Source organism: Bacillus sp. FSL H7-0578 (genome assembly GCF_038630855.1).
In the GTDB taxonomy this organism is placed as follows: domain Bacteria; phylum Bacillota; class Bacilli; order Bacillales; family Bacillaceae; genus Bacillus; species Bacillus safensis.
Genome location: NZ_CP152045.1, coordinates 1,612,806 through 1,637,343, shown reverse-complemented (window position 1 = coordinate 1,637,343; position 24,538 = coordinate 1,612,806). Strand labels below are relative to the sequence as shown.

General features: G+C 41.0%; 19 protein-coding genes. All 19 read right to left on the bottom strand.

Annotated features, from left to right (window positions below; translation table 11 throughout):
- Position 1: 1 nt before the first annotated feature.
- Complete coding sequence (pgsA, locus tag MHB41_RS08300; RefSeq protein ID WP_008358030.1) at positions 2-583, bottom strand: CDP-diacylglycerol--glycerol-3-phosphate 3-phosphatidyltransferase; 582 nt, start codon at positions 581-583, stop codon at positions 2-4.
- 73 nt (positions 584-656) lie between these two features.
- The gene (locus tag MHB41_RS08295; RefSeq protein ID WP_061109885.1) at positions 657-1,556 is read right to left on the bottom strand and encodes a helix-turn-helix domain-containing protein; all 900 of its coding nucleotides are present in this window, start codon (positions 1,554-1,556) and stop codon (positions 657-659) included.
- Positions 1,557-1,579: 23 nt separating this feature from the next.
- A complete protein-coding gene (locus tag MHB41_RS08290; protein ID WP_003211480.1) occupies positions 1,580-2,371 on the bottom strand; it encodes a DUF3388 domain-containing protein in 792 nt (263 codons plus the stop codon).
- Between the two features lie 131 nt (positions 2,372-2,502).
- Positions 2,503-2,760 (bottom strand): DUF3243 domain-containing protein, encoded by a 258-nt coding sequence (locus tag MHB41_RS08285; RefSeq protein WP_024424114.1) that lies wholly within the window; start codon positions 2,758-2,760, stop codon positions 2,503-2,505.
- A 73-nt stretch (positions 2,761-2,833) separates the two neighbouring features.
- A complete protein-coding gene (locus MHB41_RS08280) occupies positions 2,834-3,565 on the bottom strand; it encodes an SDR family oxidoreductase (protein ID WP_051627347.1) in 732 nt (243 codons plus the stop codon).
- Between the two features lie 28 nt (positions 3,566-3,593).
- Entirely contained in the window at positions 3,594-6,713 is a 3,120-nt protein-coding gene (locus MHB41_RS08275; RefSeq protein WP_061109884.1) for an MMPL family transporter, read from the bottom strand.
- Positions 6,691-7,167 carry a MarR family transcriptional regulator gene (locus MHB41_RS08270; RefSeq protein WP_046311014.1) on the bottom strand — a complete coding sequence of 159 codons (477 nt, stop codon included), beginning with the start codon at positions 7,165-7,167 and terminating at the stop codon, positions 6,691-6,693. The genes MHB41_RS08275 and MHB41_RS08270 overlap by 23 nt, the downstream gene beginning before the upstream one ends.
- Positions 7,168-7,318: 151 nt before the next feature.
- Complete coding sequence (locus tag MHB41_RS08265; protein WP_025092606.1) at positions 7,319-8,611, bottom strand: pitrilysin family protein; 1,293 nt, start codon at positions 8,609-8,611, stop codon at positions 7,319-7,321.
- On the bottom strand, positions 8,608-9,888 hold the full coding sequence (locus tag MHB41_RS08260; RefSeq protein WP_061109883.1) for a pitrilysin family protein: 1,281 nt from the start codon (positions 9,886-9,888) through the stop codon (positions 8,608-8,610). The genes MHB41_RS08265 and MHB41_RS08260 overlap by 4 nt, the downstream gene beginning before the upstream one ends.
- Before the next feature lie 145 nt (positions 9,889-10,033).
- A complete protein-coding gene (locus tag MHB41_RS08255; protein WP_081124406.1) occupies positions 10,034-13,150 on the bottom strand; it encodes an MMPL family transporter in 3,117 nt (1,038 codons plus the stop codon).
- A gap of 311 nt (positions 13,151-13,461) precedes the next feature.
- On the bottom strand, positions 13,462-14,694 hold the full coding sequence (locus MHB41_RS08250) for an MFS transporter (RefSeq protein WP_170825840.1): 1,233 nt from the start codon (positions 14,692-14,694) through the stop codon (positions 13,462-13,464).
- A gap of 99 nt (positions 14,695-14,793) precedes the next feature.
- Positions 14,794-15,519: a GntR family transcriptional regulator gene (locus tag MHB41_RS08245; protein ID WP_024424122.1), complete on the bottom strand. Its 726-nt coding sequence runs from the start codon at positions 15,517-15,519 to the stop codon at positions 14,794-14,796.
- 164 nt (positions 15,520-15,683) lie between these two features.
- Positions 15,684-18,056 (bottom strand): DNA translocase FtsK, encoded by a 2,373-nt coding sequence (locus MHB41_RS08240; RefSeq protein ID WP_141545648.1) that lies wholly within the window; start codon positions 18,054-18,056, stop codon positions 15,684-15,686.
- A gap of 110 nt (positions 18,057-18,166) precedes the next feature.
- Positions 18,167-18,403, bottom strand: a complete 237-nt coding sequence (locus tag MHB41_RS08235; RefSeq protein ID WP_008344712.1) for a YlzJ-like family protein — start codon at positions 18,401-18,403, stop codon at positions 18,167-18,169.
- A complete protein-coding gene (locus MHB41_RS08230; RefSeq protein ID WP_024424124.1) occupies positions 18,400-19,128 on the bottom strand; it encodes a ClpP family protease in 729 nt (242 codons plus the stop codon). The genes MHB41_RS08235 and MHB41_RS08230 overlap by 4 nt, the downstream gene beginning before the upstream one ends.
- Before the next feature lie 324 nt (positions 19,129-19,452).
- A complete protein-coding gene (gene rnjB, locus MHB41_RS08225) occupies positions 19,453-21,120 on the bottom strand; it encodes a ribonuclease J2 (RefSeq protein ID WP_012010007.1) in 1,668 nt (555 codons plus the stop codon).
- A gap of 171 nt (positions 21,121-21,291) precedes the next feature.
- A complete protein-coding gene (dapA, locus tag MHB41_RS08220; RefSeq protein WP_024427012.1) occupies positions 21,292-22,158 on the bottom strand; it encodes a 4-hydroxy-tetrahydrodipicolinate synthase in 867 nt (288 codons plus the stop codon).
- Positions 22,159-22,188: 30 nt separating this feature from the next.
- Positions 22,189-23,403 carry an aspartate kinase gene (dapG, locus tag MHB41_RS08215; protein ID WP_024427011.1) on the bottom strand — a complete coding sequence of 405 codons (1,215 nt, stop codon included), beginning with the start codon at positions 23,401-23,403 and terminating at the stop codon, positions 22,189-22,191.
- Positions 23,404-23,495: 92 nt separating this feature from the next.
- Positions 23,496-24,515, bottom strand: coding sequence for an aspartate-semialdehyde dehydrogenase (gene asd, locus MHB41_RS08210; protein ID WP_024427010.1), 1,020 nt, complete (start codon positions 24,513-24,515; stop codon positions 23,496-23,498).
- Between the last annotated feature and the right edge of the window lie 23 nt (positions 24,516-24,538).

Here is a 24,538-nt window from a genome sequence, read left to right as displayed (position 1 = left end):
TTTAGTTAGAATTCTTTAAAGCTTCCCAGTTTTTTGCAAAGTAATCCCAGCCTGAGACAACAGTGAAGAACACCGCTACCCACATCGCTAGATCACCAAACGGGAATGACACTAGTTCAAACGGCAGGTTATGCAGTAAAAGTGCTGAAATCGCAATGATCTGCGCCCATGTCTTCACCTTTCCAAGCATATTCGCTGCCACTACTTCACCGCCTCCGGCTAATACAAGCCTTAGACCTGTTACAGCAAATTCACGGCTGATGATCACAATCGCCATCCATGCCGGTGTGAGGTTGTATTGAACAAGTATAATTAAAGCAGCTGAAACAAGCAATTTATCTGCAAGCGGATCTAAAAATTTACCAAAGTTCGTCACTAAATTAAGCTTACGTGCGTAGTATCCATCAATCCAGTCAGTTGTTGAAGCGACGATAAACAAGATCGCTCCAACAAGGTGCGTCACTTCGATGCTGACGTCGCCAAAGCGCGCAACACCCCAATCTAGCGGTGCAAGCATAATAATCATAAAAACAGGGATCAAGGCGATCCTAGAAAGGGTTATTTTATTCGGTAAGTTAAACATGAAATCCAATCCTCCAATAATGCAATTTTTTATGTATATAATAGTAGGAACAAAAGAAAAGTCATCTACTTGCTTAAGATGACTTTTCCTTTCCTTTATTCACAATCACAATGTTTTGTGTCATGGTGTTCTTAGGGTCTAATTCGTACTTAAGTGTCTCGTCATTTACCTTGATATCTATTCCAGACGCATTGCCTAGACGGATATCGACCTGAGAAAGCTCAGACAGGTCTGTTTTAAACGATTCGCCATCTTTTAGTTCACCCATCTTCAGCACTTTTCCAGATTCGTCTCTTACGCGCAGCCATGAAGCTTGCGAGGCAGAAATGGTTAACTCCATTTCGTCTGCACCTGATACTTCATACGTTGTTGTCGAGCCTTCTGTATTCGTCGCCTTTAAAGAAACAGTTTCATCGTCTTTTGATGAATCGTCTTTTTTAGAAGATTTTTCTTTATCATCTGACGAAGCTTTTTCTTTTTTCTTTTGATCTTTTGCAAGAGATGAATCCTCAGATACTTCATATTTAGATTCTGATTGCTGAGGGGCCGCCTGATTATTCTTCTGTCCGCTATCATGATTGACCGCCTGCACGATCACATAGATGATGGCGATGACCACAATGATGCCTCCAATAATTAAAATTGTCGGCAATAGTTCAAGCACTTTCGAGGCAGGCTTTGGCAGCTCTCTTTGCGGCTTAATATTCGATAATTTATCAGATACTTCATCGTTATACGTGCTTGGAACATCTTTACGAAATTCTTCGAACAATTGTTCAGGATTCAGTCCAACGGCTTCGGCATATTGTTTAATAAACGCTCTGACGTAAAATTTACCTGGAATAATATCATAGTTTCCTTGTTCGATTGCTAGCAAATAGCGCTTTTGGATCTTGGTAGCCGCCATCAGATCCTCCAGCGACATCCCTTTTTCCTCTCTGGCCTCAACGAGCCGTTTTCCCAATTCAGTCAAAACAAACACCTACCATTACCATATTAAAAATCGAAGCCGGAAAAACCAGAATGATCAAACACTTGTGGTTCTTCAGCGTGTTCATATGTAATCTCTTCGTCTGCGCTATTCCGCAATTCAATGATATAGTCGAAATCATCCATTGTATATTCTGAATTTTGAATAAAGATGTCTGGATGCTCGACCACCTTCGTTGCCGGCAGTCTCATAATTTCCCTTAAAAGCTGCAAATGCTTCTCAGAACCTCTTCTTGTCGACACAATCCCATCAATAATAAAGACGTTATCTGGGCTGTATTCATCTGCGATCAGCTGACTTCGGATCGTCTGTTTCAAAAGAGTTGATGATACAAACAGCCATCTCTTGCTTGCACAAACACTTGAAGCCACAATTGATTCTGTTTTTCCGACACGCGGCATTCCGCGAATCCCAATCAATTTATGTCCTTCTTTTTTAAAGAGTTCAGCCATAAAATCAACAAGAAGACCGAGCTCGTCTCTTTCAAAACGGAACGTCTTTTTGTCATCCGCATCACGCTGTATGTATCTTCCATGACGAACAGCTAAGCGGTCACGAAGCTTTGGCTGTCTTAATTTCGTTACTTTTATCGTTTCCATTGTATTTAAAATTGATTCAAGCCGCTTAATTTGATCTGTGTGGTCACAGCGTAAAAGCATTCCGCGTCTTGATACATCAACACCATTGATTGTCACAATATTAATTGAAAGCATCCCCATTAGAGAAGAAATGTCTCCTAAAAGTCCGGGACGGTTTACCTGTATCTCATATTCAAAATACCATTCGAGCTTTGCCAAATGATATTACCCCCTTCATTGTGGCAAATTTTTACCTTCCTTTATCATAAAGCATTTTCACATTTTTAGAAAGCACAATGTTGTGAAACGGTTAAAATAAAAAGAGAGGCACAAACGACCTCTCTTTTTGTTTAGTGCGAGCTATTATTTTCAACCAGCTTGACCATCATATTTGCAATGGCACGCTGCTCATCTTCTGATGCAACGCTCCAAAGGTCAGCAAGTACTCTTTCCTGCTCGTTCTTTGCCTCAACTTCGTTAGCTAGATATCCGCCAATTTCATACGCAAGGTTATTGATGGTCTCATCCTCTAAACCTTTATCCTGCGCATGATTTAAGCGATCACCTAAAAAGTTTTTCCAATGGTCCCAGTTCTCAAGTACAGACATGTCGATTCCTCCATTCGAAAAGATGAATTACAGCCATAGCTTTTGTCATGGAGAGACGAATTATACACGTTTTTTAACAGTACCAGCCGCCATTGACAGATAAAATTTGACCGGTGATATAACTTGACTGTTTTGAGGCGAGAAACCAAATGACATCTGCAACCTCCTCAGGCGATGCAAGCCGGCCAAGCGGAATTTCTTCTTCCAGCATCGCGATGTCTTCCTGCGTAAAACGATTCATCATGTCTGTTTTGACAGCACCTGGCGAGACAGCATTTGCTCTAATTCCACTTGGAGCAAGCTCTTTTGCTAATCCTTTTATAAATGCATTTTGCGCACCTTTGACCATGCTGTACAGCACTTCACACGATGCTCCCGTTTCTCCCCATATCGAGCTGACCGCAATGATATGGCCTGCTTTCTTTTGAATCATGGCAGGTAAAAGGGATTGGGTAAGCTCATATGGACTTGTGACATGAAGCTGCACCATACTGGCTAATACGTCTTTTTCTGTGTCTGTCACCAATCCGACATGGCTCCTGCCGCTATTTAAAACAAGAATATCTGGACAGAGCGGCAGACGGCTGACAAGCTCATCTGCTCCTCCCGTTTTAGATAAATCTGCTTGAACGACATGCGTTTGAATGGAATATACCTCATCCAAATGAGCGGCGAGGCGCACAGCTGCCTGTTCATTTTTATAATAATGGAGCATCACATGGCAGCCTTCTTGGGCAAGCTTTTTGGCAACTGCCTGCCCAATCCCGCCACTGGCACCTGTTATCAGCGCCCAACGACTCGTCACATTGATTCCTTCTTTCTATATAGAATACCTATTCTTTTCGTTTAAATGGGAACCAGTTGGCTGATCCGAACAATTTCACCATCACAGGTACGAATAATGGTAGCACAACGAGTGCGTACAGTAAAAGTCCTGTGAGGACAAGTGTTGCAATCTGCAGGAGAGACAGCACACCGGATGGAAGCATTGCGGCAAATGTACCTGCCAAAATAACAGCAGCAGACATAATGACAGATCCCATATTTTTCATTGATTCAGTCATGGCAAACTGGATGTCTTTTGTTTTATATTCATTGAACCGCTCCATTAAGAAAATCGAATAATCGACTCCGAGCGCCATTAATATGACAAATCCAAAGAATGGTACTGCCCAGTTAATGCCAGGATATCCGAAGAAATGGGTGAAAATAAATTCTGTTACACCGATTGCTGTAAAGTAAGTCAATATGAGTGAACCTACCAAGTAAAGCGGCATGACAAGCGAACGGAACAAAATCACCAAAATAAGGAAAATACCAATCATCATGTAAAGAACTGTCTTATTGAAATCTTGGTCTGACAGCTGTTTTAGATCAGCGTTCATACTTGATACACCTGAGACGCCAAATGACGCATCTTTTAGGTTTGTTTCAGGAAGTGCCCGCTCGACAGAAGCTTCCACTTGTTTAATTATCGACAAGGCGTCATTTCCATATGGATTTTTCTCTAAAATGACATCAATTTTTGTCATCTTGCGGTCATCTGACATGTATGAATCAAATACTTGCTTGAATGCTTTATTTTTTAAGACGTCTTTTGGAATAAACCAGCCGGTCATATCTTGATCTGGTGCATTTTTCAGTTCGTCTAAGTAGTCACCTGCACCCATTAAGCCGCTTGAAATTTTCTCCAATCCTTTCACACTTTTGTTCAGACCGTCTGTCAGCTTGGTCAGGTTATCCCCAAAGCCGCCAATCTTTTCTTTCATTTGCTTTTGGCCATTCATGATGTCGCCCGCTCCATTTGCAAGCTTTGGCATATTATCAGCTAATTGTCCTTGACCTTTAGACGTTTGATCCAGTCCATTTTCAACTGCATCTAAGCCAGCAATGAGTTCATCGATTTGATTTGTCAAGACTTTTTGCTGCTCAGAAGCTTTTGCGATAAAGGCATCAGCTGCTTCAAGCTGCTTTCTAGCTTCTTTCGCTTGTTTGGCATAGCTGTCTGCCTGTTTCGCCCCTTCTTGCAAAGTCGCAGAAAGTTCATTGTACGAAGCTTTAATCGCTTGATACGATTGATTTTCTTTTACCTGCGGGATTTGCTTTTCAAGGGTACTAAATTGTGTATTTGCTTGTTTGATTAACGCTTTTACATCTGCTGCGGCAGAGGATGACGTATCCACTTGCGCTAATGCTGCCTTTAATTCTTTGGAAATGCTTTTATACAGTGAAACTTGCTGATTCACTTGTGCGACTTGAGCCATTAATTCCTTTTTTGCACCTTTGATTTCATCTTTAATGGCTGCTACACCTTTTTTATTTTGGTCGATGCCGTTTTGCAATTTTCTTAAGGATTTTTCAACATTTTGAATCCCTGTTTGCACAGATTCTGTACCAGAAATCAATTTGTTAATGCCTTTTCCTGATGATTTGATTTGCGGCGTTTGATCCTCAATGGATTGACTCATTGTCGTCAGTGCATCTTGGATGTTTTTCAAGCCTTCATTGCTTTTATCAAGTCCTGTGTTCAGTTCTTTGGCTTGTGATTTTACGTACAGATCACTCAGCCCTTTACCGACAGGACGGGTGGCACTTCTGACTTTGCTGACGCCATCTGTTTGTTCAATTGCACGGCTGAGTTTTTCGATGGCAATCAGCCCTTCATTGTTGTCTAAAAGGTCAGATGATTTCACAACCACTGTTGCCGGAAGTGCTTCACCCGGTCCAAACTTATCAGAAATGGTATTGAATGCGTTAACCGATTCGTATTTATTACCAATTTCATCTAAGCTGTTATAAGAAAGAGTTCCTTTATACATGAGAATTGGCGGAAGCGTAATGATTCCTACAATTAATAAACTGAAAAGCGGTTTCTTAAATGAAAAACGGCCTGCTGTTTCCCACATTTTTGACTGCGGGTGGGCAATATCGCCTTTAATCGGCCAAAATAACACCTTTCCTAAAACTGCCATAAAGAACGGCACAATCGTGAGAAGAGCCACAATGAGCACAGCAACCCCAACTGCTACTGCAACAGCTGATTTATAAAGCTGGAATTGTGCCAAGCCAATACATGTAAAACCGATCAGAACCGCAATTCCGCTGAATAAGACGGTCTTTCCTGCTGTTTTATACGTAATCAGAATCGCCTCAATTTTATCTTTACCGTGTGCGATCTCTTCCTTAAAACGGCTGAGAAGCAGTATGCAGTAGTCCGTTCCAATTCCAAACATGATCGCGACCATAAAGATCTGAGTAAAGGTCGAGAGCGGAAAGTCTACATATTTCACTAAATAAGCTACGATTGATTGACTCACCAAGTAAGACAGTGCCACTGCGACTAACGGAACGAAAGGCGCCACAGCTGACCTAAAGACAAGAATAAGGACAACGAGAATAAACCCAATCGTAATGAATTCTGTTTTCTTCAGGCCTTCCTGCGAACTTGTAATAACATCATCATCAATTAACGGCTGCCCTGTCATTTCAAATTTCAGATTTAAGCTTTTCAGCTTTTCATTGACTCTTTCTTTAAAATCGGACGCTTTGATTTTGTTTGAGTCATATGTAACTGGAACAAGGAGTGTCGTTTGATCTTTAGAGAGCATTTGTTTTTTGATATCTTTATTGGCTTCAAAGTAAGAAGTAATGTCCTCTATGTGGAGTTCTTGATCCTTTTCTAAAATATCCATTGCCTTTTTTAAAGATGTTTCTCTTTCTTTCACAATGTTCTTTTCTTGAAAGACAATGACGATTGATTTTTCTGTATCGCCGTTTTCAGACATTTTCTTTAATAACTGATTGGCATATGAGGACGGATAGCCGTCTGGTACAGAAATTTGCCCCTTTTCTTTTGTTAATTGCGCCATATTAGGAGCGGTGATGAGTAACACTGCCGCTAATACGACCCACAGGATCGTGATCAGCCATCTACCCTTTATGATTGCTCTCATTAGAACTTTGTGCCTCCTCTTCGATGATCACTTGATAGATCTTTTCATATGTTTGAATAAATGATTCCATTTCTTTTTCTTCAAGCTTTTCAAAATAAGACCGAACTAAGTCTTGAAGCTGCTTTTCCATTCGGCTGACCACTTCTTTGCCCTCTGGCGTGACGTACAGGTGAACATTCCTTCTGTCAGCTTGATCATGTTCACGAAAAATATAGTTTTTCGTAAAAAGACGGTTGGTCATGGATGTTACAGCACTTTTGTTTACATTACATACATAAGCAAGGTCCGTAGATGTACACCCTGGATGTAAATTGATGTATCGAAGCGAGTAATATTGATCAAGTGTCAGCTCTTTATCAAGCTTTTCGGTGATCATACTCGAGACTTTTTTCTCCATCCAGAGATAGACATCTGCATACCTCTGGATGAGCTGGGCAATTTTATTTTGTTCCATACGCTACTCCTTTTTAGTTTAAGTGTTTAACTATTAAAGAGTTTAACTAATATCCAAAACAAATGTCAATGAATATCCTCGTAAATAAAGCGGCTTTTTCAATGAACATAAAAAAGACAAACTCTGCCGATATGAGTTTGTCTTTTTAAATTTATTTTGTTTTTGGGACGACTTTGAAAACAGACATCCGTTCTTCATCAATTTCTTCATCTAAAATTTGCTGAATATCAGCTAATTGAATTTGTTCCAGCATTGTGACGACATCAAATAAGCTCATGTCTAAGAATGCATATCGAGTAAATTGGTTCGCGATATATTCTGGAGAATTCATGGCTTTTAAAAAGCTGCCGATTTTTTTCTTGCGTGCAAGCTCAATTTTCTCTTCTGTCATGAGGCTTTTTGCTTGAAGAAGGGTTTCTTTTAATACCTTTGCGAGTTGATCAGGATCATTTGTATCCCCGCCAACTGAAGTGAAGCCAAAACCGCCTTCTTCGGTATAATCGTAGCTGAATGTTTCATCAATTAAGCCCTTTTCATACATCTGTTCATATTGTAAGGAGCTTTTGCCAAACAGCGTCTCTAAAATGAGATTCATCCCAAGCTCATGCTTTAGCAGCTGATTTCCTTTTTTATGCGGATTCTTTGTTTTCAAACCGAACATACATTTAGAGCCTTGTACGTTCATTGGAAGTTCGTATTCTTTCCGGTATACACCTTCAGGCTCATTGATGTCTTTTCGTTTGATCTCCGGCTGGTCTGTAAATGGCTTTTTCGCCTGATTCGCTCTGACTTGATCTAAAATTTGCTTCGGATCAACAGGCCCGACAACGAATAGAAGCATATTGCTCGGGTGATAGAACGTTTCATAGCATTCATATAAATGATCTTTTGTAATAGGGGCAATGCTCTCTACTGTTCCAGCAATATCTATTCTCACAGGATGCTCTTGATATAAATTTTCAATCAGACCAAAGAATAAACGCCAGTCCGGATTGTCATCATACATGTTAATCTCTTGACCAATGATGCCCTTTTCTTTTTCGACTGTTTTTTCAGTAAAATAAGGCTCTTGAACAAAATCAATGAGTGTCTCAAGGTTTTGTTCGACATTTGAGGTGCTTGAGAATAAATAAGCCGTTCTTGTAAACGTTGTAAAAGCGTTTGCGGATGCTCCTTGTTTACTAAAAGTATGAAACACGTCTCCATCTTCTTTTTCAAACAGCTTATGCTCTAAGAAATGGGCAATTCCGTCAGGCACTCGAATCATGTCTTCTTTTCCAAGCGGCACAAATTCGTTATCGACAGAGCCATATTTTGTTGTAAAGGTCGCATAGGTTTTGTTAAACCCTTGCTTTGGCAGCACATAGACGTCAAGTCCGCTTTCCATTTTTTCGTGATAGACCGTTTCTTGCAGCTGATCGAATTGAATTGTTTTCACTGTCATGAAGCACCCTCCGTTCCTTTAAGAAAATAGGTCGTATCCCATTGGATTTTCTGACCCACTTTGATGATGTCCTCTTTTGTCACTCGGTCTAATGCTTCTATAAAGGAATCAAGGGTTTCCCCAGTTGGCACAACGGCATGCTGATACAAATATTCTGCTGTTCCATAAGACGTATCGATCGTTTCAAGCAGCTGGTTTTTGACGACTGCTTTTGTTTGATCAATTGCTTCATCTGAAAAATCACCTTTTTGCATCGCTTCAAATTGTTCTTTGATGATGTCTACTGCCTGCTGGTAGTTGCCGACTTCAATTCCTGACATGACCATCATCAAGCCTTTAAAGCTCTCAAGTCTAGACACAGCATAGTACGCAAGACTTGCCTTTTCACGAACATTAATGAATAGCTTAGAATGCGAGAAACCGCCGAATATACCATTAAACAAATGCAGCGCCGGATAATCTTTATCTGCAATCGTTGTATGTGTACGAAAGCCGATATTCAGCTTGCCTTGTTTCACGTCCTCTTCATCAATGACTTCTTTTGGTTCATTTTGAGGTCTTGCTGATTCAGCCTGCTGTTTGACTGGTTCTCTTTCACTTGTTTTAAAGTACTGGGAGACCATTCGGCTGATGTCTTCTTCGTCAACATCTCCGACAACATAAAGATCAAGCTGGTTTGATTGAAGCGCATGCTCATAAGCTGCAAAGAGCGAGTGAGCTGTGATGGCGTCAATGTCTTCCATTTCACCATTGACGTGCAGTGCATATGGTTCTCCTTTACACATTTCCTGCACGAGTCTTAAGTTCGAATAACGCATTTTGTCATCATAAACTGCCTGAATTCGCTGTTTTAAAGTGCGTTTTTCTTGATCCACATATAATTGACTAAACACCCCATCTTCAACATACGGGTGGAATAATAGGTCGGATAGTAAGGCAATCCCTTTTTCTAGTAAAGGAGTTTGATCCTTTAAATATTTTTCATTCGCCATTTCTAGGCGGAAGGTAATGATGTGATTCTCACCTTTTTTTGCCATGTCTGCCGAAACGGTTGCTCCATAGAGCTCATCAAAATAGGCACGCAGTGCTCCTGTTTTGGGCATCTTTTCTGTTCCTCTTAACAGCACATGCGGGAAAAGAGAACGCATGGTGACGTCATCTTTGGATAGCGGTGCAAGCATTTTAAAAAGGATTGTCACAGTTTTAAATTTTTCTGTTTTGACAATATGAGTATGAAGACCGGGTGTGTCCAGTGTCTTCTCTTGTAAGTACGTCATGAGAAACCTCCTTTGTTCATCCTATTTATTATGTATTAGAACATGGCTGATATATACGTGAAACAGCCATTTAATAGACATTATATCAATCAGAGGAAAGGATAGGAAATAAAAACGCCTCTGCTCATAGCAGAGACGCCAGTCGTTATTTCATTCTAAACGGCCACCAATTCCATTTACCAAAAATACGAACCATGACCGGAATAAAGAGGGGCAATACAACAAAAGCATATAATAAAAGACCAATGAGTACGACCGTTGCAATTTCAACAAGCGATAATACTCCTGATGGCAGCATAGCAGCGAACGTACCTGCTAAAATGGCAACTGCAGAAATAATAACAGAACCCATATTTCTCATCGCTGATATCATCGATGCTTGTACATGCTCTCCCTTCCATTCATTAAAACGATCCATGAGGAAGATGGAATAATCGATCCCGAGCGTCACAAGGATGACAAAGCTGAAAAATGGAACAGCCCAGCTGACACCATCGTAGCCAAAAAATGTTTTAAAGATCCATTCTGTTAACCCGATTGATGTAAAATACGTTAAAATCAGTGAAAGTGTTAAGTATATTGGCATGACGATTGACCGTAATAAAATAATTAAAATAATAAAAATACCAATTAACATGAAGATAACAGTTCGAATAAAGTCACCGTCAGACGTTTCTTTTAAGTCCACATTTAAGCTTGAGATACCAGATACACCGTATTTGGCATTTTTGAGTCCACTTACAGGTAAATATTGATCAAGGGTTTCCTCAATTTTCGCGACACCTTTCATCGCTTCATTGCTGTATGGATTCACATTTAAGATGACTTCAAAAGTCGTTAATTTACGATCTGGAGACATATACGTATGAAAGATTTGCTTAAATTCTTGGCGTTTCAGCACTTCTTCTGGAATAAACCAGCCCGTTACTTCTTCATCTGGCGCTTGCTGAAGCTGCTTTAAGTAGCCGTCAGCCTCGGTGAAGCCGCTTTTGACCTGCTCAAGCCCTTCAATACTTTCATCTAATCCATCTGTTAATAACGTAAGTTTCGATGAAAGCTGGCTAAATCCTTTTTTGATGGCTTTTTGGCCTTCTGTCAGCTGATCTGCACCATCTTCGATTTTAGGCATTTCTTTAATCAATTGTTTTTGGCCCTCATTTGTTTGGTCAAGGCCGTCATAAATTTGATCAAGCCCGTCCATGAGTGCTTGCACTTGGCGTTTTACTTCTTTTTGCTTGCTTGATAAGGTTTGAATCACTTGATCTGCCTGCTTGATCTTTTGCTTAAAATGAGCGGCTTCCTCTTCATATACACTCATTTGATCCCCTGCTTGATCAAGCATTCCTTTTGTTTCTTTGAATACTTTCTTGATTTCTTTATATTCATCCATGTCTTTTACTTCTGGAAGACGATTTTCTAGTGCTTCAAATGATAGATTTTCATAGGATGCTTTTACTTTCTTAATGGTTGTCATCAGCTGCTGATTCGATTTTCCATGGCGTTCAAGTGTATTCACCACACGCTCTAGCTCTTGAATCATCGTTTCGCTGCTGCGATATTCTTGCTCTAATTCTTTTTTCGCTTTTTTGATTTTACTTCGAATGGTGCCGACGCCTTCCTTACTGCGTCTCACCCCATCTTCTAAAGAGATTAGGGATTCCCTGACTTCTCCGACACCGCTTTTGATTGCTTTTGTTCCATCAATCAGCTGGTCAATGCCTTGAGCGGATTCTTCAATTTTTGGTTTTTGTTTGAGAAGAGCGAGGTTTGTTTCGGTCAAGCCATCTGAAATTTTCCCGATTCCTTCATGGCCTTTGCCAAGTTCTCCTCCCAGCTCTTTCGCTTGAGAGGTGACATAAAGCTGGCTCAGCCCGTCCCCAACAGGACGCGTGACACTGCGGACTGTTTTGACTTCGTCAATGTCATTTAATTTACGAGTCAGTTTTTCAATCATGACAATCTTTTCTTGATTATCTAGCTTATCATCATTTTCGACAAGCACATTCAGCGGCAGCGCTTCACCAAAGCCAAATTGCTCTGATATCGTATTAAATGCAGACACCGACTCATACTTATTCCCAATTTCATTTAAACTGTTATAAGACAGGGTGCCGTCGTACATCAGAATAGGAGGTACCGTAATAAGAGCGACTAACCCTAAGCTGATGAGCGGCCTTTTAAATGAAAAACGCCCAGCCCATTCCCACATTTTACTTTGCGGGTGCCGAATGTTTTCTCTTTTAGATGGCCAGAATAGAGATTTTCCGAAAACAGACATAAAAAAGGGAACGATGGTGACAAGGGCAATCAGCAGAATGCCCACTCCAACGGCAACACTAACGGCTGATTGATACAATTGGAATTTAGCAAATCCAATACTTGAGAAGCCGACTAACACGGCTAAGCCGCTGAAAAATACCGTTTTCCCTGCACATTGATATGTGACGATAATCGACTCTTTGACATCACGGCCTTGACCGATCTCCTCTTTAAAACGGCTTAACAGCAGGATGCAATAATCCGTTCCGATACCGAACATAATGGCTACCATAAAAATCTGAGTAAAATTAGATAGAGGAAATTGTGTATATTCTACGAGAAAAGCTACAATACACCGGCTGACAGCGTAAGAAATGCCTATCGTAATGAGCGGAACAACAGGTGCCAATATCGATCTGAAAACAATGATTAAAATAAAGAAAATAAAAATCATCGTGATAAGTTCAGTTTTCTTCAGACCTTGTTGAGAGCTTTGAATGACATCTGAATCCACAAATTTTTGGCCCGTTATTTCATATGAGACATGATAGGGCTTTAAAACTTCCTCAATTTGTTCTTTAATCTTCACAGCTTTTGTTTCGTAGTGGTCGAATTTGAATGGAACAAGAAGTGTACTTTTATCCTTTGATAAAAGTTGTTTTTGAATGTCCGGATCTACATGAAAATACGAAGTAATTCCGTCAATGTGGAGTTCTGGGGCATTTGACATGAGTGCAGCTAAAGCCTTTTTTAATTCCTGCTCTTTCGCAGGGAACAGATGTTGTTCGGAGAATACAAGCACACCTGTATCTTTTTTCCCGTTCTTATCTGACAGCTTATCCAATAGGTGAAGTGCCTCAGCTGTTGGTGTCCCCTCCGGAACCTTTAATTGCCCTTTTTCTCTTGTTAATTCCTCTAAATCGGGCGCAGTAATAAACAGAATCACAGCTGTTATCATCCACACCACTAATACAATCCATCTTGCTTTAATTATTTGCAACATAGCTGCTTCAAGCTCCTTCTAGTTCTTCAATCAATTTGCTGTATTTGAGCGTGTCTGAAGTGCTGACTGCGTCTCCTTCAAATGGCAGGATGACTTATTCAATTGTCCTTTCGTGTTGAAGAAGCATATCTCCATCATCAGCACGCGAGCTCAATTTCTGCCTAAAGAAAGACAGAAAATGAATGTTTTTGAACACCTCCAATTTGGGATAATTTAAAAGATATTACTATACATTAGTTTAACTATCAAAATTTTACATGTCAATTTATAAAAAAGAAAAAAGATGGCAAAATACCATCTTTTTTCTATATTTAAACCGTTTTTAATTGTTCACTCTCATCCTCTTCATCTGGCTGGATGAAAAAGAGGACCAAAAATAGTGAAATGAGACTGCAAATGGTCGAGAGAATAAAGACTATGGAGTCCCCTTTATCCATTAGATAGGCAAAAATCGGAGGTCCTAAAGCAACACCGATAAAACGCATACTGCTATAAAATGACGTAATGGTACCGCACTGCTCTTTTTCAATTCCTTCTGTAATCAGCGCATCAAGTGCAGGCAGCACAATACCGATGCCCACTCCGCCAATGCTTAAACAGATAAACAATACGTAAAAGCTGTGATTCCACCATAAAAAAATATAAGAAAGTGATAACAAAGCCATCCCTACAATTAAAAAGATTCTCATTTTTCCTTTTTCTTTTCCAATCGTTTTTCCAGCAATGTAGGAACTGATTGATAGAAAAAGGAGCGGAATACTCAGCAAGAGCCCTTTTTTGACGCCCTTTATTTGATAAGCCGCCTCTAGGTTATCGGATAGGTAAAAAAGCACACCAAAAAGAAGAAACATAATAAAACCGCCAATAGCAAAAATGGCATAAAGCCAGCGTCCCTCATGCTTAAAAATGGTCTTTGTTGATTTTAAAAATTCTTTAAATGTAGGCGGGTCCTCCTCTTTTTTCGCCGACTCTACCATGAACAGTACCATGAGAAAGCTGATGATCGAAAAGAACGGGATGAACCAAAAAGGCACAAACCAAAACCATGAAGCAAGAAGTGCCCCAATAATAGGGCTTAGTACCTTACCTGCTGTATTAGAGGTTTCAATGGCGCCAAGTCCTGCACTGACCTCTTCATCATCATGAAACAAATCTCCAATAAACGGCATAACGACAGGTGCGGCTCCAGCTGAACCAATCCCTTGAAGGACCCTTCCAAACAGAATCCACATATAAGGTTCTTTCATGATCGTTGAGGCGACTGCTGCCACAGCTCCTCCAAGTCCGGCGATTAAAAGACACGGCAGCAGTACCTTTTTCCGCCCAATCCGGTCTGATAAGTAACCGGCGATTGGAATACATAAGATGGCTACAACCGAATATACCGTAATAATGAGAGAGACTTGAAAGGAAGTAATCGAGAGTTTCTTTTCTATCTCTGGCAATACTGGTATTAACATCGAGTTCCCTAGTGTCATGATTAGAGGGACTGATGATAATGCAATGATATTCTTTTTACTGACTGTTTTCTCGCCCAACATCATTCACCCAATTCTATATACTGTTACGTATTAGTGTGGCAAGTTTGACGAGTATTATGTATGGGCAAACAAAAAGCAGACGCCTATGGAAGCGACTGCTTGTTAAAATCGTTTGCGTATGACATGAAAGCTGAATTTATCCGCTCGAAAATAATTGAGGGAGTATAAGACCGGCTGATCATCCTGATCATAGTGCATTTGTTTCAGTAATAATAACGCCGTTTCAGGGTCACAATCTAGAATCGGTGAGACCTGATCGTGGTAGCCAATTGGTTCAATGTCAGCAACTGCATATTTAATCCCGCTGTGCGGTTCTCTTCCAAACAGCTCAAAAAGAGACTCTTCTTCATGTGTAAAAGAAGCGGGAAGATGTTTGACCGGAATTTTATCTAAACAATAAACAACTGGCTGCCCATCTGCCGTTCGAACGCGTTCCATTGAAAAAATCCCATCAGATTTATCACACTGAAAACGAATGACATCATTCTCTGTTGGCTCCCCTTCTTGCGAGGATAAAAAGATGGTGCCAGGCGTCATATTGACCTGCTCAATCATTTTCGTGACACTTGTCAGCTGTTCTATGCCTGTCGAAAAAAGCGGTCTTGAATTGACGAAAGTCCCTACCCCATGCCTTCTAATTAAATACTTTTCTTCTTCTAATATACGAAGGGCCTCACGCAGTGTCGCTCTGCTCACACCTAAAAGTTTTGAGAGCTCAAACTCAGAAGGCAGCTTTTCTTTTTCGGCATATACACCTGTTTGAATATCTTCTTTAATACGGTCAATCACTTTCAAATATAAATGGCGATTGTCTGTTTTGGTCGACATGTTTTCCCTCCGTCTAATCAATGCAAATGATAAGATGAGAAATCTCTATTCCGAGATAAGTTGAACATAACTATATCATGTTTTTGCAAATAAATAAATAGTCTGACATCCAGTTAACATAATCATACTATCGTTTACTATTTTTTCAGGAAAGCTCTCTTCAATTATGAAGAGAGCTCGTCATATTGTTCTTTTGAGAGAAGAACTTCTCTCGGTTTACTTCCTTCATATGGGCCTACCACGCCCCGCTCTTCCATTGCGTCAATGAGACGTGCCGCCCGGGTATAACCGATGCGGAATCTTCTTTGCAGCATAGAAACAGAAGCCGTCTGCATGCCGATAATCAATTCAACTGCTTCATCATACAGATCATCTTCCACAGCCGCAAGCTGATCCTGCGTTTCTTCGCTCGGAATCATTTCCTCTTGGTATTGAGCTTTTTGCTGTGTGATCACGTGATCCACAACATGCTCCACTTCTTCATCTGATAAAAAGGCGCCTTGCACACGAACCGGCTTGTTTGCACCAACAGGTAAAAACAGCATGTCCCCTCTGCCCAGAAGCTTTTCTGCGCCTCCCATATCAAGGATCGTCCTTGAATCGGTTTGAGAGGATACGCTAAAGGCAATGCGGGACGGGATGTTGGCCTTAATGACACCTGTAATGACATCGACAGAAGGTCTTTGTGTGGCGATAATCAAATGAATTCCCGCAGCACGAGCCATTTGAGAAAGTCTTGTAATGGAATCCTCCACATCAGAGGAAGCGACCATCATTAAATCTGCAAGCTCGTCTACTATGACAACAATATAAGGAAGCTCTGGCTGTTTAGCATCTTCTGTTTGATTCATCCGTTTAATGTAATCATTGTATCCTTCAATATTTCTTGTCCCCGTATGCGAAAACAATTCATAGCGGCGTTCCATTTCGCTGACTACTTTTTTCAGTGCCTGCGATGCTTTCTTAGGGTCTGTTACGACAGGAGCCAAAAGGTGCGGAATACCGTTATACACATTTAATTCAACCATTTTCGGATCAATCATCATCATTTTCACTTCATGAGGCTTCGCTCTCATGAGAATGCTTGTGATAATACCATTGATACACACACTTTTTCCGCTTCCAGTCGAACCTGCTACAAGCAAATGCGGCATTTTGTTCATTTCAGCAAGCACGGCTTCACCCGAGATATTACGGCCGAGTCCAATGAGGAGCTTGGCATTTGGACGGTCATTTTGCTTCGATTCTAATACCTCTTTTAATGAAACCATAGCAATTTCTGCATTCGGAACTTCGATGCCGATGGCTGATTTGCCAGGAATCGGAGCCTCAATTCGAATATCCTTTGCTGCAAGGGCAAGGGCTAAATCATCACTTAGATTGACGATTTTGCTGACCTTCACGCCAACATCTGGATATACTTCATATTTGGTCACAGCTGGACCTAAATGAACCTGTGTGACTTTTGCTTTCACACCAAAGCTTTGAAATGTTTTTTCAAGCTTTCTGGCATTTTCATAAATATTTTTCTTATCTGTTTGCTGACCTGAATGCTGGGGCTCTGCCAAAATATCAAGTGACGGCAATTCGTAATCTTTGTTTTCAAGTTCTGTAAATGTCATCGGCGGTGCCTCTTTTGGTTCATCGGCTGTATCTGATTGAACTGGTGCACTTTGCACAGAGTCCTGAAGAGGCGCTGTCTCTTTTGCCGCCTGCTTTTTTTGAACCGTCGGGGTGAGAATGTCATCTCTATCTGCAAAGCTTGAAATAATCGGCTGGCTATTATCAGAAGACGGTGTTTCCTCTTCGATCAAGATCAGATCATCCTCGTCTTCTTCTTGAATGCGTGAACGTTTTTTCTTTTCACCTGTTTTCTGAGAGGACGCGCTCTTTTTCGCCTGCCTGATTCCTTTCATATCTTCAACAAACGCTTTCCACTGCTTCACCATAAATTGTGATAGAGGAATCGTCACTTTTTTCACCATTTCCTGAAGGGATCGGTTTGTAATCAGGACAATTCCAATCAGCATCAGAACAATCGCCATGATTTGCGAGCCTGCTTGTGCAAATAAGAAATAAGAAGCAGCAAACAAGACGGCGCCGATCATGCCGCCCCCTAAATCAGGCGATCCTGTTTCACCTTTCATATCCATCAAGAAAAGCTCAAATGTATTTCTAATCACACTTTGAGAGCCAATGACACCAGCAGATGAAAGATGCTGAAAGAGCTTCACATGTGACAAAAGCAAGATGCTCGCAATGATGCAGTAGAGACCTGCTTTTCTTCTTGTTAAAATATCTGGGATTTGTTTTTTCCAGAAAATCGTCACACCAAAAAGAAATAATCCGATAAGGCAGAGAATGAACCATTCACCTGCAAAGAATCGGAATAGATGTACAAAGGTTTGTCCAACAACGCCCAGCTGTAAAATGGCAATGATCGCTATGGCAATACAGACTAACCCATTTAATTCATATTTCAGTTTTAGCTGTTTATTTTGTTTTTTTCTCGTTTTCCGTTTTCTCTTTTTAGCCATACTCATCACCTTACTACGAAAGAAAATATAACCTACCGAAAGATCAGAAAGAAAGCAGCCTGGTTTTGGCTGCATCTTGTTGTAAGTTTTCCCTTTATTATAGCATAGAATCATTCATATGAGTCGGTTTGATTGGTGCCTAAATGTAACTTCAATCGCTTGCCTGGTGCAAGCTCTTGATTGAGAAAATCCATTGGATTGGTGCTCATGACTTGAACGATTTCTGCTTCATCTTCTTTCATTTCAACCATCACTGGCACACCTTGAATGTTTACCTGCTGGAGTTTGCGTTCTCCCTGTTCCTCAGCGTAAATGGCTTCATATGGCATAGGCGTATATAAAATCATTGGATCAGCCCCTCGTTTTGAGATGCCCTGTCTCCGATAAGTTCGTTCAACTTTTTAATCGCTTGTCCTACACCGCCCACTTCATTCATGAGTCCGTATTCTGCTGCCTCATGACCAACGACATTTGTTCCGATGTCTCTCGTCAAATTGCCTTTTGAGAACATAAGCTCTTTAAACTTCTCTTCTGTAATGTTGGAGTGGCTTGTGACAAAGTTAATGACTCTTTCCTGCATTTTATCTAAGTATTCAAAGGTTTGCGGAACGCCAATCACAAGACCTGTTAAACGCACAGGATGAATGGTCATCGTAGCTGTTTCTGCAATATACGAATAGTCACACGATACAGCAATCGGGACACCTATGGAGTGGCCGCCGCCAAGCACAATCGAGACAGTTGGCTTTGATAAAGAAGCAAGCATTTCTGCAATCGCAAGTCCCGCTTCAACATCTCCTCCTACTGTATTTAAGATGATCAGAAGACCTTCTATTTTAGGGTTTTGTTCAACGGCTACGATTTGTGGAATGACATGTTCGTATTTGGTTGTTTTATTTTGCGGTGGAAGCTGCATATGGCCTTCAATTTGTCCAATAATGGTGAGGCAATGGATATTTGTATCTTGCGGCAGCTGCGGAACGGCTGTTTCACCAAGCTGCTGTATTTTGCTCATAATACTGTCTTTTTCTTCTGGCTTTCGCTCAGGCTGCTGTTCATTCTTTTCGTCCATTTGTCTCCATCCTTTCCTCAAACTCTTCTCCTATTATGAACAAATAGGGCATATTCCATCCGCATTCCTCATGCCACATCAAAAAAGCCCAAAGAGCTTATACTCCTTGGGCTTAGCGTGTAGACAAACCCTCGCATTCGCCCGCAGTCCTACGCTTCGGTGCTCACGAATGTCAAATTCGCTCCGCTCCGGTGCTCGTCCTTTCTAGACTGCAAAGGTTTTCTATCACGCTAAAAAGAAGACAAAGTGCTAAAATGAAGTTCATTTTAGCACTTTGTCAACAATCTAAAGCCCAAAGAGCTTATACTCTTTGGGCTTTTCTCATCACACTTCCATAATAATTGGAATGATCATCGGCTTACGTTTTGTTTTTTCATATAGGAATTGATTTAGCACATCGCGCATGGATTGTTTCAATGTTGACCATTCAACAATTGAGTTTTCCGTTTGCTCTTTGACAATCCCTTTGACCATTTCTGTTGCTTTCACAATCAGCTCTTCGGATTCTCTTACATAGACAAATCCTCTTGTGATGATTTCAGGTCCAGAAATTAATTGTTTCTTTTGCTTATCGAGCGTAATGACAACAATCAAGATGCCGTCTTGAGACAATAGACGTCTATCGCGTAACACGATGTTTCCGATATCACCAACGCCAAGACCATCGATCAAAATGTTTCCTTGGTGAACTTTTTCACCGATTTTGACATTCTGTCCTCTAAACTCAACAACATCGCCTTTATCAATCAAGAAAATGTCACTGCGTTTCATGCCTACTTCTTCAGCAATACGAGAATGTGCTTTTTGCATACGATATTCGCCATTCACCGGAATTAAATACTTCGGTTTTAGTAAGTTCAGCATTAGCTTTAACTCTTCTTGGCAGCCATGTCCAGATACATGTACACGTTTTTGCGCAAAAATGACTTGTGCTCCGCTTCTTGTAAGGAAATCCACTGTTTTAGAATATGTGAGTTCTTGTCCAGGAAGAGGTGTAGATGCAATCACAACTGTATCATCTTTTTCAATATGAAGCTGTTTGTGATTTTGCTTCGCCATTTTTGTTAAAGCAGCAAGCGGCTCTCCGTGGCTTCCAGCGGTCAGAATAACTACGTCGTTTTTCGCCATTTTCTTCACTTCTTGAACGGGTACAAATAATTCTTCGTCTGCTGTAACATAACCAAGCTTGATCGCCAGCTGTAGGGTTGTCATCATATTTTTCCCTGCAACTGCAAGCTTACGGCCATTTTGATTTGTTGCATTAATGATTTGCTGCACGCGGTTAATATTAGATGAAGACACAGCAACAATCACACGATTTTCAGCATTGTACATCGCATTTGAGATTTCGTCTTGGACGAGCGCCTCAGAAGGTGTATAGCCTGGTTTTTCAGCATTTGCACTGTCTGAAAGTAGTGCTAAAACGCCGTTGTTCCCAATTTTCGCAATCTCTCCGATGTCACAGGCTTGGTTAAGCGCTGGGGTTTGATCAAATTTAAAATCACCTGTGCATACGATTGAACCAAGAGAGGTTTTGAAGCTGATCCCAACTGAATCAGGAATGCTGTGATTCGTTCTAAAGAACGATACTTTTGTTGTTTCAAAAGTAATGACTGATTTTGCATGTACCTCACGCAAATCAGCTTTTTGATTGAAGCCATACTGCTTTAATTTTTCTCGAAGTAACGCAAGGGTCAGCTTCGTTCCGTAGACTGGTACAGACAATTTGCTCAAGCAATGGAATACGCCTCCGATTGCTTCATCATGTCCGTGGGTAAGAAAAATTGCTTTCACCCGATCAGCACGCTCTGTTAAATAAGAGATATCAGGAATGACGACGTCAATGCCCAGCATTTCATTTTCTGGATGCATTAAACCTGCATCTACTACATATATGTCCGAATCAATCTCAATGACATATAGGTTTTTTCCGATTTCTCCAACGCCTCCGAGTGCAATAATTCTTACGTTCTCTGTATTTTTCTTTTTCAAAATTCTTATCCTCCTAGTCTCAAGCCCGTCCATCATCGCTTAATGCTATTATAACTGAATCTAATTTTAGAAAACAAGATGAAGTCACATTTTAAGAAAGTGTTTATGTATAAAAAACGGTCATACTCAGGGACATCTGAGAATGACCGCTTACGAAATCTTTTGTTTTGATCAGCTGTTTAAAACGCTGCTTAAATCCAGTCTCTCTTCTTCTGACAAAGGCAAAAGCGGAAGACGAACAGATCCGACGTCTAGTCCTTTCAGCTGAAGGGCTGTTTTGACAGGCGTTGGATTTGGTGCTGAGAAAAGCTGTTTCATGATTGGAAGCAGCTTTTGATGGATCAATGCTGCATTCGCTGTTTGGCCTGAAGCATAGCTTTTCAGCATTTGCTGCATATCCAGTCCTACGATATGAGACGCAACCGAGACAACTCCTTTTGCACCAACAGATACAGCTGGAAGTGTTAAGCTGTCGTCCCCTGAATATACGTCGAAATCTTCTGGCGTCTCTGCAATGATTTTTGTCATAGCATCAAGATCGCCGCTTGCTTCTTTAATGGCAACAATGTTAGGTATTTGCGCAAGCTTAATCGTTGTTTCTGGTGCTAATGAAGCTGCCGTTCTTCCTGGTACATTGTAAAGCATGACAGGAAGAGATGTAGACTCGGCAATGGCTTTAAAGTGTGCATACATGCCTTCCTGTGATGGCTTGTTGTAATAAGGTACGACAAGCATCACTGCATCAACGCCCGCTTCTTCTGCTTTTTTCGTTAGTTTGATAGACGCATTTGTATTATTACTGCCTGTTCCTGCAATGATTTTACAACGACCATTTGCTAATTTGACCGATTGCTGAAAAAGAGCGACTTTTTCTTCATTCGATAAAGTTGGCGATTCGCCTGTTGTCCCTGCAACGACTAAGGAGTCACTGCCGTTTTTTAACAAGTAATCAATGAGAATTGATAGCTTTTGGAAATCGATGTTGCCCTTTTTATCAAAAGGTGTAATCATAGCTGTTGCGATATTTCCGAAATTCATTTTTTTCACCTCATCATGATTCAATCACATTTATCTTGAAAGTTCAAACACTTCATGCAGGGCATTGACAGCCGCTCTCATGTTTTCTTCGTTCACTAACACCCAAATGGTCGTATGACTGTCAGCCGATTGTAAAATCGGAATGTTTTGCTCGGATAGAGCCGTTACAATTTTAGATGTGACACCTGGTACACCCATAATGCCTGCGCCAACAGCTGATACTTTCGCACAATTTGTTGTCACAATTGGTGTATAGCCAAGTTCTTTTAGGATCGACGTTGCCTTTTCAGTCATTGCACCTGTCACTGTATACACAATTTCACTCGGTGTGATGTTGAAGAAGTCGACACTGATTTGTGCGTTTGCCATTGCTTTGAAGACCTCTGTTTGTACGCTGTACTGACCTTCTTTTGCAGGGACTTTGATTTGTGTCACATCATTGACATGTGCAATACCCGTAATGAGGCGGTCATACACATCATGGCTCATTTTATCGGAGTAATGTGATGTAACGAGTGTGCCCTCATCATCAGAGTATGTTGAACGCACCCTCATTGGTACTTTTGCCTGCATCGCAATTTCAACAGCTCGCGGGTGAATGACTTTTGCCCCTTGATATGCGAGGTTGCAAATTTCCGTATATGTCACGACTCTCAGCGGTTTTGCATTTTCAACAATGCGGGGATCTGCTGTCATAACGCCTTCTACATCTGTAAAAATATCAATAAAGTCTGCCTGCAATGCAGCGCCTAAAGCTGCTGCGGACGTATCACTGCCACCTCGTCCGATTGTTGTCACGTCTCCATTTTTCGCGGCTCCCTGGAACCCAGCGACAACGACAACATCATGTTCAGACAGTGCTGCTTCCAGACGTTCGCACTTCATGTCAATAATTTTCGCACTTGTATGCTCCTTATCTGTCACAAAGCCCGCCTGAGCTCCAGTCATCGCTACAGCCTTTAGGCCGTTTTCATTCAGCATACTTGAAAACACAACAGCTGAGATATTCTCCCCGCAGGAAACAAGTAAGTCTTTTTCTCTGTTTGTCATATGCTGCGCGCTGCCGTAAAGCAGACCGAGCAGCGTATCTGTCGCATAGGGATCGCCTTTTCGTCCCATTGCAGAAACGACAACAACCGACTTATAGCCTTTCTCTTTTGCAGATAAGATATGTGCAAGTGCCCTTTTTCTACCTTGATCATCTTTGACAGATGTACCGCCAAATTTTTGGACAATTATTTTCACTGTTTTCACTCCAAGTTCATTCTGACGTAACAGAAGAGAGCAGGCGAAAGATGCCTAACTCTCTTCTGTTCGTCCTCATCATCCATTGAATGTTAAACTAATTTTAATGCTTTTAAGCTTTCTGCAATTTGAACTGAGTTCCATGCAGCGCCTTTAAGCAGGTTATCAGATACAATCCACATATGGAACCCGTTTGGACGGTCCAAATCTTTCCGAATGCGGCCGACAAATACGTCGTTTTTCCCAACAGCATCTGCAGGCATTGGATAAATTTGCTGAGACGGATCATCTTGCAGCGTAATTCCTGGTGCATCTTTTAGAATTGATTTGAGGTCTTCCACTGTTGCATCATTTGATTCTAGTTCGACGTAGACAGATTCTGAATGACCTGTTTCAATTGGAAGCCTTACGCATGTTGCCGCTACTTCCAGCTCAGGCATATGCATGATTTTTTTCGTTTCATTGATCATTTTCATTTCTTCGAATGTATAACCGTTGTCTTGGAATTTATCAATTTGCGGGATCGCATTAAATGCAATTTGATAAGGCATGACTTCTGGTGTTACATCCTCTTTATTTAAAATGGCTTGTGATTGGCTGTATAGTTCGTCAATGGCTTCATGTCCCGCACCTGATACTGCTTGATACGTAGAGACAATGACTTTTTTCATTCCATATGCCTGACGAAGCGGTTCTAATGCCGCTACCATTTGAATCGTTGAACAGTTAGGGTTTGCAATGATCCCTTGATGATCATGCAAATCTTTTTCGTTTACCTCTGGTACGACAAGAGGGATGTTTTCGTCCATACGAAAAGCACTTGTGTTGTCAACAACAATCGCACCTCGTTTGACTGCTTCAGGAGCCAGCGCTTTAGAAACATTTCCTCCAGCACTGAATAATGCGATGTTCACTCCTTCAAAGCTTTCAGGTGTTGCTTCCTGAACAGTGTACTCTTGACCTCTGAATGTCACTTTTGTTCCAGCAGAACGTTTTGAGGATAGTAGAGTAAGTGTATCCATTTCAAAATCTCTGTCAGCTAGTGTTTTTAACATTTGTTGACCGACAGCTCCAGTCGCTCCAACTACAGCTACATGCAATCCTCTTCCCATCAGTAAAACTCCTTCCGACCCAT